Below are 16,133 nucleotides of genomic sequence, written 5' to 3' on the forward strand. Positions count from 1 at the left end.
GGCGCGGAAAGAAGGACGACGTGGTGGCGGTGAACATCGGCAGGTTCGGACTCTGGACCACCAGCGCGAGATGGCCAGACGATCCGCGGGAGCGCGCGGACGCCGCCGCCGACGTCGACGCGCTCGGCTTCGGCGCGGTCTGGCTTGGCGACGCGACCGCGGACCTCGGACTGCCGGCGGCCCTGCTGGACGCCACCCGCCACCTCGGCGCAGTGACCGCCATCCTCAACGTCTGGACCGAACCCACGGACATCGTGGCCGCCAGCTACGCTCGGGTGACGAAGTCCCGCCCGAACCGGCTGCTGCTCGGGTTCGGCACCGGCTACCCGGCGTTCGCCGGCGAAGGCTACTGGTACCCCTACCAGGCCGTGGTCGACCACCTCGACCGGCTCGACGTCGAGCGGCCCACGGTCCCCAGGGACGTACGAGTGCTCGCCGCGCTGGGCCCGCAGATGCTGAGATTCGCCGCCACGCACACCGCCGGGGCCCACCCGTACCTGGTGACCCCGCAGCACACCTCATGGGCCCGGGACATCCTCGGCGCCGGCCCGCTGCTCGCCCCGGAGCAGAAAGTCATCCTGACCACCGATCCGGCCCAGGCGCGGACGATCGCCCGCCGCGTCCTGTCTATCTACCTGGCGTTGCCGAACTACACCGACAACCTGGCGCGATTCGGGTTCAGCGCGGACGACTTCGCCAGCGGTGGCAGCGACCGCCTGGTCGACAGCCTGGTCGCCTGGGGAGACCTGGACCGGATCCGGAGCCGAGTCGACGAGCACCACCAGGCGGGCGCCGACCACGTCGCCCTTCAGGTCCTCACCGACTCTCCGGACACCCTGCCCAGAGCGCAGTGGCGCAGCCTCGCCACCGGCCTGGGCCTACGGCCCTGACCAAGGAAAGGTGTCAACCAACGTCGGTGGCCCCAGCGCGGATCGCCGGCACCGCCGGTCCCGACATGCGGTTGCTTCAGCCAGCGGCGAGTCTCGGAGGGTGCACGCGCTGCAGAACGGTCACGATCATGGCTGAATCGAGCGGGCAGGATGCCGCTGCCTCGCCGGCCTCGCCGGGCGGGCCGTCGGCGCTGGGCAACCTGAATCGGCCCGAGTCCCCACCGCTGCGGCTGCTGCTCGGCGCGCAGTATGTGCTGCTCTACCTGATTTCGGTCGTGCTGTTGGCCGTGGGCGCCGGCGTGCTGTATCTCACGCTGGCCACCGTGCTGCACGGCAGCGGTTCCTGGACGGCACGTTTCGTCGTCGCCATCGAGGAACTGCTTCTCATTCTCATCATCGTGGAAATTCTGGTGACCATCGAAACGAGACTCGAGGGCGGGCGGCTGCAACTCGAGCCGTTCATCATCGTCGGTATCATCGCGTTGGTGCGCCACGTACTGTCGGTCGTAGTCGTCCTGACCATCCCGGAGACACCGGCGGAGAGTCGGCAGCGGCTGATTGAGTTGGCAGTCGACGCGGGGGCGGTCTTCGTCCTGATTGCCGCGCTGGCATTGGCTCGCTGGTCGCAGCGGCGATTCGACACCGGTGAGCCCGGGTAACCGGGAGCGATTCCGGACCACCGATTTCACCCTGGGCCGCAAACCGCATATAGCGGGATGACCTACCCCAGGGCAACGACAGCACGACCCGGCGGCCACGTTCCACGCCGCCGGTTCGCGGGCATATCCGTAGCGCATGGGCCGACTGCCAAGCGGGAAGGGGGCACCAGCCGTGGTCTGGACCGGGATCCGGACCCGAAACAGCGGACCGGGACGCGGACGGTTGACGACGGCCACGACGAGGACCGCCGGCGGCGAGCTGGCGGTGGTGCGGTGCGAGCGTTGCGGCCGGGCCAACCGGGTGCCTGCGGCCAGCGAGGGAATCCCGCGGCGCGGTCACTGCCACGCCCGCTACCCTGGGTCGTGGAGGCCGGCGAGCGGAAATTTCCTGAGCTCGCGGAGCAGGCGACCATTCCCATCCTGGTCGACCTGCGGGCGCCGTGGTACGGGCCGTGCAGGATCGTCGGCCCGGCGCTGGAACAGGTCACTCGGAACCTCGCCGGCCGGCCGAAACTCGTCAAGGTGAATGTGGACGAGAACCCCCGCATCACGCAGCGATTCTCGGCGCAGGCGATCCCAACCCTGCTGGTGTTGAACCGGGCCGCCGTCGTCGGCCGAAGGGCAGGTGCGGCACCGGCACCGGCATCGCGGGACCGGGTGGAAACGGTGATCGCCGCCGCGACCTCGACCGGGCCTCCTCGACCATCGGGAAGCGCTGCTTGATCGGAGTACCGCCGTGCTAATACCGGACCCGACCCAGCTGACCGAAACTCCGGATCTGCACGGCGCGTATCCACGGCTGTCGGCCGACCAGGTCAAGATCCTGGCCACCCGGGGTGAACGTCGCCACGTGCGCCGCGGACAAGTACTGATCCGGGAGGGCGAGCGGACCGACCAGTTCCTGGTCGTCCTGCGGGGCAAGGTGCTGGTGATCACGGGCTACGGCGGCGACGACGCGCGGGTAATCCGCGTGCACGGCCCAGGCCGCTTCCTCGGCGAACTCGGTCTCCTGACGGGACAGGTCGCGTTCTCCACCGCGATGCCCGGCGAGGATGCAGAAGTCCTCGCGGTGCCGCTGGAGGCACTGACAGAAGTGGTGCAACGGGACAACGCGCTCGGCGATCTGATCGTACGTGCCTACTTCCTGCGCCGCGAGTTGCTCATCGGCATGGAAGCCGGTTTCCGGATCATCGGCTCCCACTACTGCGCGGACACCCGGCGGCTGCGAGAGTTCGCCGGCCGCAACCGGCTGCCGCACCGGTTCGTGGACCTGGAGCAGGACAGCGACGCGGACAAGGTCCTGCGAAGCCTTGGCCTCGGGCCAGCGGACACCCCGGTGGTGATCTGGCGGAAGGGACCGCAGGGGCTGGTGCTGCGTAACCCCAGCAACGCCGAACTGGCCCGGGCGATCGGCGTGACGGTGCTGCGTCCGGAGACGTCAGTGCGGGATCTGCTCGTGATCGGGGCGGGACCGGCCGGGCTCGCAGCAGCCGTGTACGGGGCGTCGGAAGGTCTGGCCACGACGGCGCTGGACGCGATCGCCACCGGCGGTCAGGCGGGAACGTCCTCCCGGATCGAGAACTACCTGGGCTTCCCGGCCGGGATCTCCGGAGCGGAACTGGCCGAGCGGGCGGCCATCCAGGCACGAAGGTTCGGGGCGGAGATCAGCGTGCCGGCCGAGGCGGTTGCGCTGGTACCGGACGGTGAGCTGTACGTCGTCCCGGTGGACTGCGGCGGCCGGCGGATGGAGGTCGTCAGCCGGACCGTGGTGATCGCCACCGGTGCCCGGTACCGCAGGTTGGACGCGCCCGGCATCGGGGAGTTCGAGGGCACGTGCGTGCACTACGCGGCGACCCTGATCGAGGCCAAGCTCTGCGCCCAGCGCCCGGTCGCGGTCGTCGGCGGCGGCAACTCCGCCGGGCAGGCCACAGTCTTCCTGGCGGAGATCGCACCGGTGGTTCACCTGGTGGCCCGCGAAGACGACCTCGGCGAAAACATGTCGCGCTACCTGGTGGACCGGATCAGGCGCCATCCCCGGGTCGTCGTCCACCCCCACAGCCGGGTAAGGCGGGCCGTGGGACACGGCTCGTTGGAGGCACTCGTCATCGAGGACGACCACTCCGGCGGACGGCGCTCGATACCCGCCGAGGTCCTCTTCGTCTTCATCGGCGCACAGCCGTGCACCCGCTGGCTCGCCGACACGGTCGCGCTGGACGACAGCGGCTTCATTCTGACCGGGGTGGACGCGGAGCCGGCCGCACGTGGGGAGGTCTGGCAGAACCTCGACCGCCCGCCGCGCAAGTTGGAAACCAGCCGGCCCGGCGTCTTCGCCGTCGGAGACGTTCGACACGGCGCCGTCCGACGGGTCGCCTCAGCCGTCGGCGACGGTGCCACCGCCATCCGCATGCTGCACGAACACCTCGAACACACCGGAAGTCGGGCCTCCTGACGCCCTGTACGGAACGTTGCGGGTGTCGTCGACAGTGTGCAGGAGGGTGGTGGTGGCTTCGGCGACGAGGTCGGGATCGACGGCGTCCATGAGTCTGGCGCCGAGGACCCGGGCGGCGGAGCGTAGGACCCGCAGGATCGCGACGGTGATGGCCAGGCCGACGACGGGATCAGCCCAGGGCCACTCGCTGGGTTCGACACGTCCCATAACCGCACGGCGCCCTCGCCACTGCCGACCGCGAGGGTGCGGCTGTCGGACGAGAACACGACCGCGTTCACCAGGTCGGTGGGGCCGGTCAGCGGCTTGCCAAGCGGCGTGGCTGTGGTGATCGCACCGCCAGGTCCCGCCGAGGCCGTCGCCGGTTGGCCAGCCGCCGGCTGCCTGGCCGTGGGGGTCGCGTCACCCGCGCCCGGTGAAGCCGTAAGCGCGTGGGCGGCTGGCGTTTCACCCCCCGTGCCGCCGCCGCTGGTCAGGACGACCGTCGTCACCACGGTGGCGAGCACGACGGTGACAGCGGCGGCGAAGGCGGCGGTAAGCCCTCGGCGGCGGCTGCGTCGTGGCCGGGCCGTGGGCACAGAAGCCGGCGACGAGGGGTGGTCCAGCGCCGGTCCCTGCGCGGCGAGCCGCGTCATGACCGTGTCGGTCGGCGTCGGCCCGTGCGCCTCGACAGGCGCCCGCTCCGCGTGAAGGGGTGGCGACGGCGGCGCCCAGGCCGTGTCCAGCGGCGCGCGGCGCGTCCCGAGCGGCGGTGTCGGTCCCGACCCGCGGGGAGTCGGCGGAAGGGATCCGCCGGAGGCCGGCCGCGTCATGACGACGTGTCGACGTTCAGGCCTCGGGCGGGGCGCCGCCGGTCGTTTCCTCCGGTTCGGTCAGCGCCGCCCGCCAGCCGCGGACGAACCCGTCGACGACCAGGTCGATGCCGCCGGGAATGCCATACAGACGTAGGTAGGAGAGCATCTCGAACTCGGCGATCAGGCGGCACGCCCGGACCCGCGCCGAAAGCTGACCCAGCATCGGGTTCTGGCGACGCAGATAGCCGGCCAGCGCGTCCAGGCTCGCCACCATGTAGTCGCCGCCGCGGCTGTCCACCGCCGGCTCCAGGGCCATGACCTGCTGTACGACGACCCGCTCGGGGCTCGCCGGGTACCAGATCTCGATCGCCCGCCGAATCCACGCGCGCAGCTCAGAGGCGGTCGGCTCCTCGAGCGCGAACAAGGCGCCGAACAGCTCGTCGACCTCGGCCTGCTTGCGCTCGACCAGCTCCAGCACCACGTCGGCCTTCGACGGGAAGTACTGGTAGAACGTCTGTCGACTGGCGCCCGCGGCCTGGGCGATGTCCTCGACGGTCGCCGACGCGTAGCCGAGGTCGACGATCACCTGGACCGCGGCGTCGAGAAGAAGCTGGCGAGTGAGCTGCTTCTGGCGCGCCCGCAGGCTCCCGGCCCCCGGAGCCTCCCGGTCCGTGCCTGGCATCGCACCTCGACTGTCGTCCAAAGCCGCCGTCGGGGAAGGACCTGCTCCGGTCGTCCCACGCCGGCAGAACCCTACCCGACCGCGCTCGCCGGTGCGGAGCGCGTGCCGCTTAGATAGGCCCGCGCCAGACGGGCAGGGTCGTCGAGCAAAGCGGCCGCCGCCCCGGCCATGACGATCTCCCCGTGCACCATGACGACCGCACGGTCGGCCGCGCCGAGTGCCAGCGCGACGTGCTGCTCGACCAGGATGACGCTCGCGGCGGTGCCGATGACGATGCGGCGGATCGTCGTCAGCAGCCGCTCGGTCACCAGCGGGGCGAGCCCCAGGCTCAGCTCGTCGATCAGCAGGACCTTCGGGCGCTGCGCCAGCGCTCGGCCGATCGCGAGCATCTGCTGCTCCCCACCCGAGAGCATGCCCGCGGCGACGTCGAGGCGGGGGCTCAGCTCCGGGAAGTAGCCGAGGACCTCCTCCAGGCCGAGGCCACCCCGCCGCGCCGCGAGGCGAAGGTGCTGCCGGGCGGTCAGGCCGCCGAACAGTGCCCGGTCGTCCGGCACGAGCACGAGTCCGCGCCGGGACCGGGCCGCCGGGCCGAGCCGGCTGACGTCCTCGCCGGGGTCGCCCAGCCGGACGGTGCCGCCGAGGCCGGGCAGCAGCCCGGCCAGCGTGGCCAGGGTCGTAGTCTTCCCCGCGCCGTTCGGCCCGAGGACGGCGAGGATCTCGCCCGTGCCGACCTCCAGCGACACCCGGTGAACGACGGGCCGGCCGGCGTGGCCGGCGGACAGGTCCCGGCAGGACAGCGCGCTGCTCACGGCGTCTCCGCCTCCCGGGCGCCGGGCACGGACCCGCCGGCCGTGAACCCGACCGGTGCCGGCTCGTCGTCGGCCGTCGGCCGGCCCGCGTCCCGCGGCTCGTCGCCGGCCGGTGAGCCGCCGCTGGCCGAGGGATGGCCGACGGCCGGCGGCAGGTCGCCGCCGCCGTGGTCCGGCGCGCCGAGATAGGCGGCCGCGACCCGCGGGTCGCGCTGGATCTCGGCCGGCGTGCCCACGGCGATCAGCTCGCCGAGGTCCAGGACGCAGACACGGTCGCAGAGGCTCATCACGAAGCTCATGTCGTGGTCGACCAGGAGCATCGCGACCCCTGCCGCGCGGACCACCCGCAGCCGGTCGGCGAGCCAGTCGCTCTCCCCGCTGTCGAGCCCGGCCGCCGGCTCGTCCAGCAACAGCAGATCCGGAGCGCCGGCCAGCGCCCGGGCCACGGCGACGAGCTGGCGCCGGCCCTGAGACAGCTCCGCGACGGGCCGGTGCCGGACATCCCCGAGGTCCAGCAGGGCGAGCACGCGGCCCACAGCGGACGTGCCGTCGGCGGCGGTGACGCGCGCCGGGTCGTGGCCGCGCCGGTCGGCCTCGGTCCCGACCAGGACGTTCTCCTCCACGGTCAGGTCCGGGTAGAGCTCCTGGTGCTGGAAGGTCCGCCCGAGGCCGAGGCGGGCCCGGCGGAAGGGCGGTTGACGGTCGAGGGGCCGACCGCCCAGCCGAACCGAGCCGACCGAGCGGGAGAACCCGGTGACCGCGTCGATCAGCGAGGTCTTGCCCGCCCCGTTGGAGCCGATGAGGCCGACGATCTCGCCCGTCCGGACCGCCAGCGAGACGCCACGCACGGCGGCGACCCCGCCGTAACGAACGGTGATCCCGTCGATGGCCATGACCATCGTCCGCTCGGCCGGAGCCGGCGCGGGGGGTGGCGCCGCCGCCGGCGGCCGGGCGGGACCGTCGAGGCCCGCGGTCGCGGCCCGCCGGGGCGCATCGGCGTCGCCGGCCCGGCGCCGGACGACGGGCAGGGCGGCCAGCGCCCGGTGCCAACCGTCGTGCAGGCCGCCCGCGAGGCCCTCGGGATTGCGTACCACCGTCACCAGCACACCGATCGCACTGAGCGTGTAGTACCACTCGCCGAGCGAGATCACCTGGTCGAGGGCGACGTAGAGCACGCCGCCGGCGGCCATGACCCCGGCGAGCAGGCCGCCGGTGATCGACGAGACTCCCGCCAGGTAGACGGTGGCGAACAGCGCCAGCCCGGTGAGAGGGTCGAACGAGGCGGGGCTCGCCATCGAGTACTGGTAGGCCAGCAGCGCGCCACCGAGGCCGGCGATGAAGGCGCCGATCCCGAACGCCACCATCTTCGTACGGGCCACGTCGATGCCGGAGGCCGCGGCCGAGCGCTCGTTGGCCCGAACGGCGAGCATGGCCGCGCCGAGGCGGCTGGTCCGCAGCCGTGCGACGCCCAGGGCCACGACGAGCAGCGCGACGACGCAAACGATCCCGAAGGCCACCGTCGGATAGGCGCGGCCGGTGCCGGCGCCGAGGTCGAGGCCGAGAAGGGTCGGCTCGGCGACCGGGGGCTGGCCCTGCGGATCGCGCGCCAGTGTCGGGTTCTGGAACCAGACCGCCTCCAGCACGACGGCGAGCGCCAGGGTGACCGCCGCGACGGGCAGGCCGCGCACGCGCAGCGCCGGCAGGCCGACGACGACGCCGACGACGGCCGCCATGGCGGCGGCGAGCAGCGGCGCGACCGGGAACGGCACGTGCCAGCTGGTGGTGGCCAGGCTCACCCCGTAGGCACCGCCGCCGGCCAGCGTGAGCTGGGCCAGCGAGACCTGGCCGGCGTAGCCCATGACCACCACCAGCGACAGGGCGATCAGGGCGTAGATCAGGCTGGTGATCACCGAGGCCCGCGTCCCGCCGTTCGTGAAGACGAGCAGGACCAGCGCGGCGACGACGCCGACGGCGGCCGCCGGCAGCGGGCTGCGCGGGCGCGGCGCGCGGCCCAGAGTTCGCTGTGCCAGGGCGCCCCGCGTCGGTAGCGGCCGGCCCCGGACCAGCAGGTAGCCGAGGATGACGACGAGAGGCACCAGCTCGGCCGGCCCGCGCTGCAGCGCCCAGGAGTGCTGAGCCTGCAGGAACGTGAGCTCGGACTGCACCATGCCGATGCCGAGCCCGGCGAGGATGGCCGGCGGGATCAGCGAGAATCCGCCGACCATCGCGGCGGCGAGCGCCGGGACGATGAACAGCGTGTAGGACACGGCGGACAGCGGCACGATCGGCGCGATCAGGATGCCGCCCAGACCGGCGACGACCGCGCTGATCATTGCGCTTGCCAGCGCGATCCGGTCCGGCGACAGGCCCGTGACCAGTGCGCCCTTCTCGGACTCGGCGCTGGCCCTGGCGGCCAGGCCGAAGATCGTGTACCGGAAGCCGGCGACGACCGTGCCCGCGATCAGACACACGGCGACGGCGAACGCGATCCGGTCCTGCGGGATCGAGACCCCGCCAACCACGAAGCGCCCGCGCGGCAGGATCGGATCGACCCGGACGGGCTCGTTGCCGACGCGGGCGGCCAGCACCGCCTGGATGAGCACCATCGCGCCGATCGAAGCGACCATCGTCGTCGTCGCGGGGGCGGCGCGCAGCGGCCGGAAGACCGCCAGGTGCAGCAGGCCGCCGAGCACGGCCGCGACGAGCAGCGCCACCGCCATGCTCGCGGCCACCGGCAGGCCGCGGCCGAAGCCGACCGTGGCATCGACCCCCGGTATCGGCACCAGAAGACTGCCCTGGCGGAGGAACGCATAGGTGTAGGCGGCGTAGAGCCCGATGGCGGCGACGGCGAAGTTCACCACGCCGGAGCTGCGGTAGGTGACGACCAGGGCCAACGCGACGGCGGCGAAGACCGCCCCGTTCCCCACGCCCAACAACAGGAACCCGAGATGATTCACCATCGCCCCCGGTCGGCTGCCGGTGCCCGGGGGCAGCGCGGGCGGGACGGTTCGGTCGCCACGGCCTGCGCCCTAGCCTTCCCGTACTTCCCGGTGGATCACGTCGCAGCTCCAGAACCTCGGCACGCCGATGATCAGCGGGGCGATCGCGGCGGAGAGCTCCTCGCTGGTCGACGTCGCCATCGTCGCCACCATCGACTCGTACGAATCGAACTCGAGGATCGTGAAGAAATGCTCGGGATCATCGCGGTCGACGATCGTGTGACCGGTGCGGAAGAGGACGTCCCGCTCGCTTGGGTCGAGCTTCTCGAGGTAGTCGGTGTCCAGGCGCCGCAGCTCCTCGATGTCCCTGGTCCGGATCTCGATGATCTGCGTGAACGTGCGCTCCACCGTTTGGTCGCCGATCGACTCGCGGTGCAGGACGTCCCCGTTGCAGAACTTCGGCTCGCCGATGATGAGCGGTGCTATGGCGGCCGACAGCTGGTGACTGGTCTCGGTGGCCATCGTGACCACCATCGACTCGTAGGAGTCGAATTCGAGGATCGTGAAGAAGTGCGTGGGGTCATCGCGGTCCACGGCGGTGTGCCCGCGGCGGAACAGGGTGGTGCGTTCCTCCGGCCCGAGGCTCTCCAGATAGTCGGCGTCCAGCCTGGTCAGTTCCTCGATGTGCTCCGTGTGTATTTCTATGAGCTGCGTGAAGCGCATTCATACTCCCAGCGGCCGCGCGATAAGGAGAGCTCGTCAGAAGGGCGTTGCCCGAAGGGCGTCGTTCGAGGTGCCAGCCCGCCCGGGCCCGGTCAGGAGGCGCGGAACGACCTGGCGATGAGGTCGGTCGCGTCGATGACGTCGAAGCTCGACGGCCTGGCGTCGACCAGGGTGGCCGAGACCAGCTGGCCGGAGCACATCGCCCGGAACGTCGGGATGGCCTTCCCGTCACAGGTGAAGGTCGCCCCATTCCCCAGGGGCAGACGCACGTCCCGTGCCTTGCGCAGCGCCGCGCTCAGCGTGTCGGAGGTGAGGTCGCCGGTGACTCCCGCGCCGTTCAGTGCTCGGATCATCGCCAGGGTGACGACATAGCCGTGGGACGTGTCGCCGTCGAGGACGTTGAGTTTGGGGGCGTACTTGTGGAGGACGGCGTCGTACAGCCTGGTCTCGCCGTCGCTCCCGGTCGGGCCGACGTAGGCGGGGAGCTGCACACCCTCGAAGTCCGCCGCCGGCACGGTCTGGAGCACCGACTGGCCGACGCAGACGTTCGTGATGAAGACGACCGGCTTTTTGCCGTCGGGCGCGCTGCCGTCAGCCAGCGCCGGAATGACGCCACGGCAGGTCGGCGCGTCGGCATAGACGATGACGGCCTGCGGGCTCGCGCTGAGCGCGGCGGTGACCTGCGGCGTTGGGTCGGGCGTGCCGGGCGGAATCAGCGTGAGCTTCAGCTTGATGCCGGCCGCGTTGAAGATCGGCGTGCCGAAGCTGTTCATCACGGCGGTGACCCCGGGCACGTTGACGCCGATGACCCCGACGTTCGTGAACTTGTGGTCGACGGCGTACTTCGCGATCCCGCCGAGCTGGCCGAGGATACCGGCGGTCCACAGGAAGACCCGCTCACCGGTGAACTCGGCCGGGGTGAGGCCGCTCATCGCCATCCAGGGAATGTGCGCCGCCCCCAGCGCGGAGACGTAGGGCTGGGTGTCGGTCACCGAGCCGTGCAGCACGCCGACCACGCCGGAGTTCACGAACTTCGTCGCGCACTGCGCCGCCGACACGCCGTCGCTGCGATCGTCGCAGGTCACCAGCTGGAGCGGATGACCGCCGATGCCGCCCAGATAGTCGTTGGCATACGCCGCTGCCGCCTGCGCGGACTGGCCTATGGTCGGGAAGTTTGCTCCGGCGCCACCGTCGGCATTGGCGAACCCAATGCGCACGGGCGTGCCGGTCGCTTTGTTCGGCGTGCCGAGAAGATGCGCGTCGGCCGGGTCGCCAGCCGACGGGCCGTCGCCGCCGGAGCCGCACGCGGCCGTGACCGCCAGGACAGCGGACAGCAAGAGCACCCCGAATCCCGTACGGCGCGAAGCGGGGAAACCTCTCCCCACCCACCGCGGAGGTTCCCACCTGTTCCTCATTGTCAGCCTTTCCCGCAGCCTGACCAGGAAATTTTACGTCTGTCTCGCAGTCAGTAGACCTTACAGTCTGTCTGGTGAGATGTCTTCACGTCCATCAATTCGCAGCAGGATGTTTACGGCGACGCAACGACGCGTCACTTCTCGGGATGTCTCGGGCCCGGCCGGGTCGGGGCGGTCGGCGGGGCCGGCGTCTCATCCGTCGAACCGCCGGCGGCGGGTAGCCGAACGACCCCCGTTCAGATGCTGCCCGGCGCGGCATTGACCAGGACGGCGAGGTTGCCCGGGGGCTGGCGGTTCTCGTAGAGGAGCTGGTGGGCCGTTCCGACGTCGCCCAGCGTGCCGCACACGGTCAGGCAGGGATCCAGGCGCCGCTGGCCGACGAGTGTGGTCACCTGCCGACATTCGCGGAGGTTGGCGTAGTGGGAGCCCTGGAGCCGCTTCTGCCGCATCCAGAGATACCGCAGGTCGACGTCGCCGTTGAATCCGGAGGTACCTCCGCAGATCACCACCATCCCGCCGGTGTCGCAGACGAACATGGAGGTGGGGAGCGTGGCCTGGCCCGAGTGCTCGAGCACGATCCGAGGAGCGAGACGAGCGCCCAGGATGTCCCAGATCTGTGCGCCGAACCGCCGCGCCTCCGTCATCCAGGCGTCCGAGGCCACGGCGTCCTCGACCCCCGGAAGCCTCCCCCAGTGGCCGAACTCCAGCCGATTGATCGTGCCGGCCGCGCCCAGCCGCAGGCAGTGCTCGACGCGGGAGTCGTCCGAGACCACAGCCACCGGGACTCCCCCGCGCAGCCGCGTGATCTGGATGGCCATCGAGCCGAGCCCGCCCGCTCCTCCCCAGATGAGAACGGGATCGCCGGGCTGCACGACGTTGGGATGCCAGCCGCACAGCTGGCGGTACGCCGTCGGGCCGGTGAGCATGAACGCGGCCGCCTCGGCCCAGCCCAGCTCGGCGGGCTTGGGGTGGCACTGGTACTCGTCGACGACCGCGAACTGGGCGAAGGAGCCGAAGTTGCTCTCGTAGCCCCACGCCATCGTCGACGACGACATCACGGTGTCGGCACCGAGCCTGATGTCGGAGGACGACTCGTCCCACTGCACGCTCGACACGATGACGTGGTCGCCGACGGCGACCTGGCGGACACCCTCGCCGAGTGACCAGACGACGCCCGACGCCTCCGAACCACCGATGTGACAGCCGATGGTCTCGCCGAGCCGCCGGCGGCGCATCGCGACGACGTCGACCGGCTGACCGAGTGACGCCCACACGTTGTTGTAGTTGATGCCCGCCGCCATGATGAGAACCAGCACCTGGCCGCGCCCGACCGGCGGAACGGGGACCACCTCGGTACGGAATGCCTTCCGCGGCTCGCCGTAGCGATCGGGACGTATCACGGACGCGTACATCTGGTCGGGGACGACCCCAACCGGTGGTGTCGTCCCAAGCTCGTAGAGATCCGTCTTCATGTCATTCTCCGAGTCGCGCCGAGAAGCGGTTCCAGGCTGGTGACGTCAATTTTTCCGGTTGTCACGGATACTTCCGCAGGTAACCTGTCAGACGAGATGTCGCTGCCTCCGCCATTCCGCGGCAAATTGTTCGCGACGGCGCCATGACGCGCCTCACCTCCGGATATCGCGGCCCGGTCCGTGGCGGGCGGTCGGGGTCCCGGGGCCGATGACGCCCCCGGAACCCCGCCGCGTCCGCCGACCTCGGGCGCGCCCGCCGGACGGGTTCGTCAGCCGCAGAGGATGTAGGTGCCCAGCGGCAAGGTCGCTCCTGCCGGCAGGACATAGGAGCGGAGGCCGATCTTGCCCTTGAGCGACCCGGTGAGGCCGGCCGCGAAGGTAGTCTGCCGGGCCCCGGTGGCGGTCGCGGTGTGGTCGACGACCCCGACCGCGTGGAGGCTGCCCTCGGGGATGTTGATGGTCTCGTCCAGCAGGATGATCACGTGGTTCTCGGCCGGCGGCGGGCCGGCAAGCACGGTGATGGAACCCGTTCCATCACCGAACCGCGAGCCGTCGGGGTTGGTCAGTGCGATCTTGAAGGTGCCGGTGTCACCGGCCGAGAACCCCGGGGCCCCGGTGTCGTTGAAGGTCGCCCCGGCCGGGGTCTCGGTGATGTCGTCGTGGAACACGCAGCCGGCGGACGTGCCGGCCGCCGGCGTGGCCGAGGCCGATCCGGGCGCCAGCAGGACGAGGCCGGTGGCCGCCATCGGAACGACCAACCACGCCCGCCGCAGGTGTTGACGGAATGATGACATGAACAGCCCTCTCTTTGTCGGCAAGCAAATACACGAAGAACAACGGCCGTCGAATAGGCAGAGCACGGTTACAGATCCTCGACGGCCGGTATTACCAGTTTTCCGACGGCCTCAAGGCCACGCAGCCGCCAGATATCCGGAACGCTTCCGATCACCGTCTGGACACCCAGGCCGGCGAGCCGTTCGAGAAACGGCAGAAGATCCGCCGCGCGCTCACCGTCCGGGCCGATGTCGAATGGCAGGAAACAGGTTTTCTCGATCTCGTCGTACGAGCGCCCCTCCCGCTCGCAGTGCTCCCGCAGCACGGCCAGCTTGCGCGGCAGGGCCGGGGTCGGGAAGAAGTTGCACGCCTGGGCGTAACGGGCCACGAGCCGCAGCGTCTTCTTCTCCCCCGAGCCGCCGATCATGATCGGCGGATGCGGCACCGCGAGGGGCTGCGGCGAGTTCAGCGGCCGCTCCAGCCGGTAGTGCCGGCCGTCGTACGGCGAGTCGTCACCCTCCCACATCCGCAGGATGATCTGGACGCTCTCCTCCAGCATCTCGAACCGCTCCGCCAACGGCGGGAACGGCAGGCCGAGCCCGAGCGACTCCTCCTCGTCCCAGGCGGCCCCGATCCCCAGCCACGTCCGGCCGCCGGACAGCACGTCGAGCGTCGACACGATCTTGGCGAGGAGACCGGGCGGGCGGTAGACGACCCCGGTCACCAGCGCGAGCAGCGCCGCCCGGCTGGTGTGCGCGGCCAGGAAGGTGAGCGCCGTGTACGCCTCCAACATCTCGTCGGTGGGCGGACCGAGCTGCGGTATCTGAAAGAAATGGTCCATGACGGTGATGTGCGAGAAGCCCACGTCGTCCGCCGTGCGGCCGACGGCGGCGAGCGTCGGCCCTATCTTCTCGGGACCGCCGGGCCAGGTGAACTCCGGGATCTGCAGGCCAATTCTCACGAAATCGCTCCGTCCGGAGAAGAGCCGGGACGTCGTTACAGCGGGATGTTGTCGTGCTGCCCCCGGGCCGCCGGGGTGGCCGCCACCGCGGCTATCAGCCGCGCTCGGGTGTCGGCCGGCTCGATGATGGCGTCGACCGCGCCGGACGCGATTCCGCGCCGAACCCCTCCGGACTCGGCCTCCTGGTGCTCGACCAGGGACGCCAGCAGGGCCGGACGCTCGGACTCGCCGGCGGCGGCCAACGCGGACCGGTGCAGGATCTCGACGGCCGCCGACGCGCCCATCACCGCCACGTCGGCCTGCGGCCAGGCCAGGACCGTGTCGGCGCCCAGGGAACGGGAGTTCATCGCGATGTAGGCGCCGCCGTGGGACTTCCGGAGCACCAGTGTCACCCGCGGCACGGTCGCCGCCGCGAACGCGTGCACCAGCTTCGCGCCCCGCCGGATCACGCCGTCCCACTCCTGGCGCACCCCCGGCAGGTAGCCCGGCACGTCCACCAGCACGACCAGCGGCAGGCCGAGCGCATCGCACATCCGGACGAACCGGGCGCCCTTCTCCGCGCTGAGCGAGTCCAGGCAGCCGGCCTTGCGGATCGGGTTGTTGGCGACGACGCCCACCGTCCGTCCGCCCAGCCGCGCCAGGCCGACGATGATGTTCGCCGCCCAGTCCCGCTGGAACTCCTCGAACACCGGCCCACCGGTCTCGTGGTCGACGATGGCCTGGATGACCGGCCTCATGTCGTATGCGCGGCGGGCGGCGGCCGGCAGCAGGCTGCCCGGGTCCACACCGGAGCCCGCCCGCTCCTGGTCGGCGAGGCCGGGGTGGCTGAGCAGCGCGGCCACCCGGCGCGCGCGGCCGTACGCGTCCGCCTCCGACGCGGCGACGATGTGCGCGACCCCCGACTTGCGGCCATGGGCAAGGGGCCCGCCCAGACCGGTCATGTCGATGTGCTCCCCGGTCACCTTGCGGACCACGTCCGGACCGGTGACGAAGAGCCGCCCGCCCGGCGCCATGATGATCACGTCGGTGAGCGCCGGCCCGTAGGCCGCCCCGCCGGCGGCCGGGCCGACCACCACCGAGATCTGCGGCACCCGGCCTGAGGCCCGGACGATCGCCGAGAAGACCCGACCGAAGCCCTCCAGCGCCTCGATACCGTCCGACAGCTTCGCGCCGCCCGAGTGCCACAGGCCGACGACCGGGCAGCCGTCGCGGACGGCGGTGTCGATCGCGGCCACGATCGCGTCGCAGTCGGCCGGGCCGAGCGCGCCGCCGCGTCGCGAGCCGTCGGTGCAGAAGGCGACCACCGGACGGCCGTCGATCCGCCCTCGCACGGCCGTCGCCACCAGGCCCGGACCGTCGCTGTGGCCACCGGGCGTGCGCAGCGGGAGGACCGGTCCACGGTCGAGGAGGGCGGCCAGGCGCCGCCGCGGAGCGCGGGGGTCACCCTCGGCCGCGGCGCGCGGGTCGCTCTCACCGGTACGGGGCCGGGCGATCACCGGACCCCCGCCGGAGTCCGGGTTTCGAGTGTCGGTCGCGTCGGTCGCGTCGGTCATAGCGGGAGGCTCCAGC

General features: G+C 71.4%; 14 protein-coding genes. 4 read left to right on the top strand and 10 right to left on the bottom strand.

Annotation, left to right across the window (positions count from 1 at the left end):
- Positions 1-23: 23 nt before the first annotated feature.
- From QOZ89_RS10220 to QOZ89_RS10235, 4 genes are all read left to right on the top strand, one after another.
- Positions 24-890: an LLM class F420-dependent oxidoreductase gene (locus QOZ89_RS10220; protein ID WP_071051391.1), complete on the top strand. Its 867-nt coding sequence runs from the start codon at positions 24-26 to the stop codon at positions 888-890.
- 128 nt (positions 891-1,018) lie between these two features.
- Positions 1,019-1,549: a phosphate-starvation-inducible PsiE family protein gene (locus QOZ89_RS10225; RefSeq protein WP_071051354.1), complete on the top strand. Its 531-nt coding sequence runs from the start codon at positions 1,019-1,021 to the stop codon at positions 1,547-1,549.
- A 273-nt stretch (positions 1,550-1,822) separates the two neighbouring features.
- Positions 1,823-2,272, top strand: coding sequence for a thioredoxin family protein (locus QOZ89_RS10230; protein WP_198543422.1), 450 nt, complete (start codon positions 1,823-1,825; stop codon positions 2,270-2,272).
- A gap of 13 nt (positions 2,273-2,285) precedes the next feature.
- Positions 2,286-3,998: an FAD-dependent oxidoreductase gene (locus QOZ89_RS10235; protein ID WP_312623622.1), complete on the top strand. Its 1,713-nt coding sequence runs from the start codon at positions 2,286-2,288 to the stop codon at positions 3,996-3,998.
- Here the strand turns inward: QOZ89_RS10235 and QOZ89_RS48240 are convergent.
- The 10 genes from QOZ89_RS48240 to QOZ89_RS10285 all read right to left on the bottom strand — a co-directional run bounded on the left by QOZ89_RS48240 (position 3,921) and on the right by QOZ89_RS10285 (position 16,117).
- Positions 3,921-4,205, bottom strand: a complete 285-nt coding sequence (locus QOZ89_RS48240) for a hypothetical protein (protein ID WP_312623623.1) — start codon at positions 4,203-4,205, stop codon at positions 3,921-3,923. The genes QOZ89_RS10235 and QOZ89_RS48240 overlap by 78 nt on opposite strands.
- Positions 4,206-4,823: 618 nt before the next feature.
- Complete coding sequence (locus QOZ89_RS10245) at positions 4,824-5,471, bottom strand: TetR/AcrR family transcriptional regulator (RefSeq protein WP_071051357.1); 648 nt, start codon at positions 5,469-5,471, stop codon at positions 4,824-4,826.
- Positions 5,472-5,542: 71 nt separating this feature from the next.
- Positions 5,543-6,280: an ABC transporter ATP-binding protein gene (locus QOZ89_RS10250; RefSeq protein ID WP_071051358.1), complete on the bottom strand. Its 738-nt coding sequence runs from the start codon at positions 6,278-6,280 to the stop codon at positions 5,543-5,545.
- A complete protein-coding gene (locus QOZ89_RS10255) occupies positions 6,277-9,240 on the bottom strand; it encodes a branched-chain amino acid ABC transporter permease/ATP-binding protein (RefSeq protein WP_071051359.1) in 2,964 nt (987 codons plus the stop codon). Before QOZ89_RS10255 ends, QOZ89_RS10250 begins: the two co-directional genes overlap by 4 nt.
- A gap of 69 nt (positions 9,241-9,309) precedes the next feature.
- Positions 9,310-9,942, bottom strand: a complete 633-nt coding sequence (locus QOZ89_RS10260; RefSeq protein ID WP_071051360.1) for a hypothetical protein — start codon at positions 9,940-9,942, stop codon at positions 9,310-9,312.
- 92 nt (positions 9,943-10,034) lie between these two features.
- Positions 10,035-11,285 carry an ABC transporter substrate-binding protein gene (locus QOZ89_RS10265; protein WP_071051361.1) on the bottom strand — a complete coding sequence of 417 codons (1,251 nt, stop codon included), beginning with the start codon at positions 11,283-11,285 and terminating at the stop codon, positions 10,035-10,037.
- A 308-nt stretch (positions 11,286-11,593) separates the two neighbouring features.
- A complete protein-coding gene (gene ccrA, locus QOZ89_RS10270; protein WP_071051362.1) occupies positions 11,594-12,829 on the bottom strand; it encodes a crotonyl-CoA carboxylase/reductase in 1,236 nt (411 codons plus the stop codon).
- Between the two features lie 269 nt (positions 12,830-13,098).
- Positions 13,099-13,575: an allene oxide cyclase barrel-like domain-containing protein gene (locus QOZ89_RS10275; RefSeq protein WP_071051363.1), complete on the bottom strand. Its 477-nt coding sequence runs from the start codon at positions 13,573-13,575 to the stop codon at positions 13,099-13,101.
- A gap of 116 nt (positions 13,576-13,691) precedes the next feature.
- A complete protein-coding gene (locus tag QOZ89_RS10280) occupies positions 13,692-14,564 on the bottom strand; it encodes an LLM class F420-dependent oxidoreductase (RefSeq protein ID WP_071051364.1) in 873 nt (290 codons plus the stop codon).
- A gap of 35 nt (positions 14,565-14,599) precedes the next feature.
- The gene (locus tag QOZ89_RS10285; protein ID WP_083419297.1) at positions 14,600-16,117 is read right to left on the bottom strand and encodes an acyl-CoA carboxylase subunit beta; all 1,518 of its coding nucleotides are present in this window, start codon (positions 16,115-16,117) and stop codon (positions 14,600-14,602) included.
- Between the last annotated feature and the right edge of the window lie 16 nt (positions 16,118-16,133).

It is taken from the genome of Pseudofrankia coriaricola (assembly GCF_032027725.1).
In the GTDB taxonomy this organism is placed as follows: domain Bacteria; phylum Actinomycetota; class Actinomycetes; order Frankiales; family Frankiaceae; genus Pseudofrankia.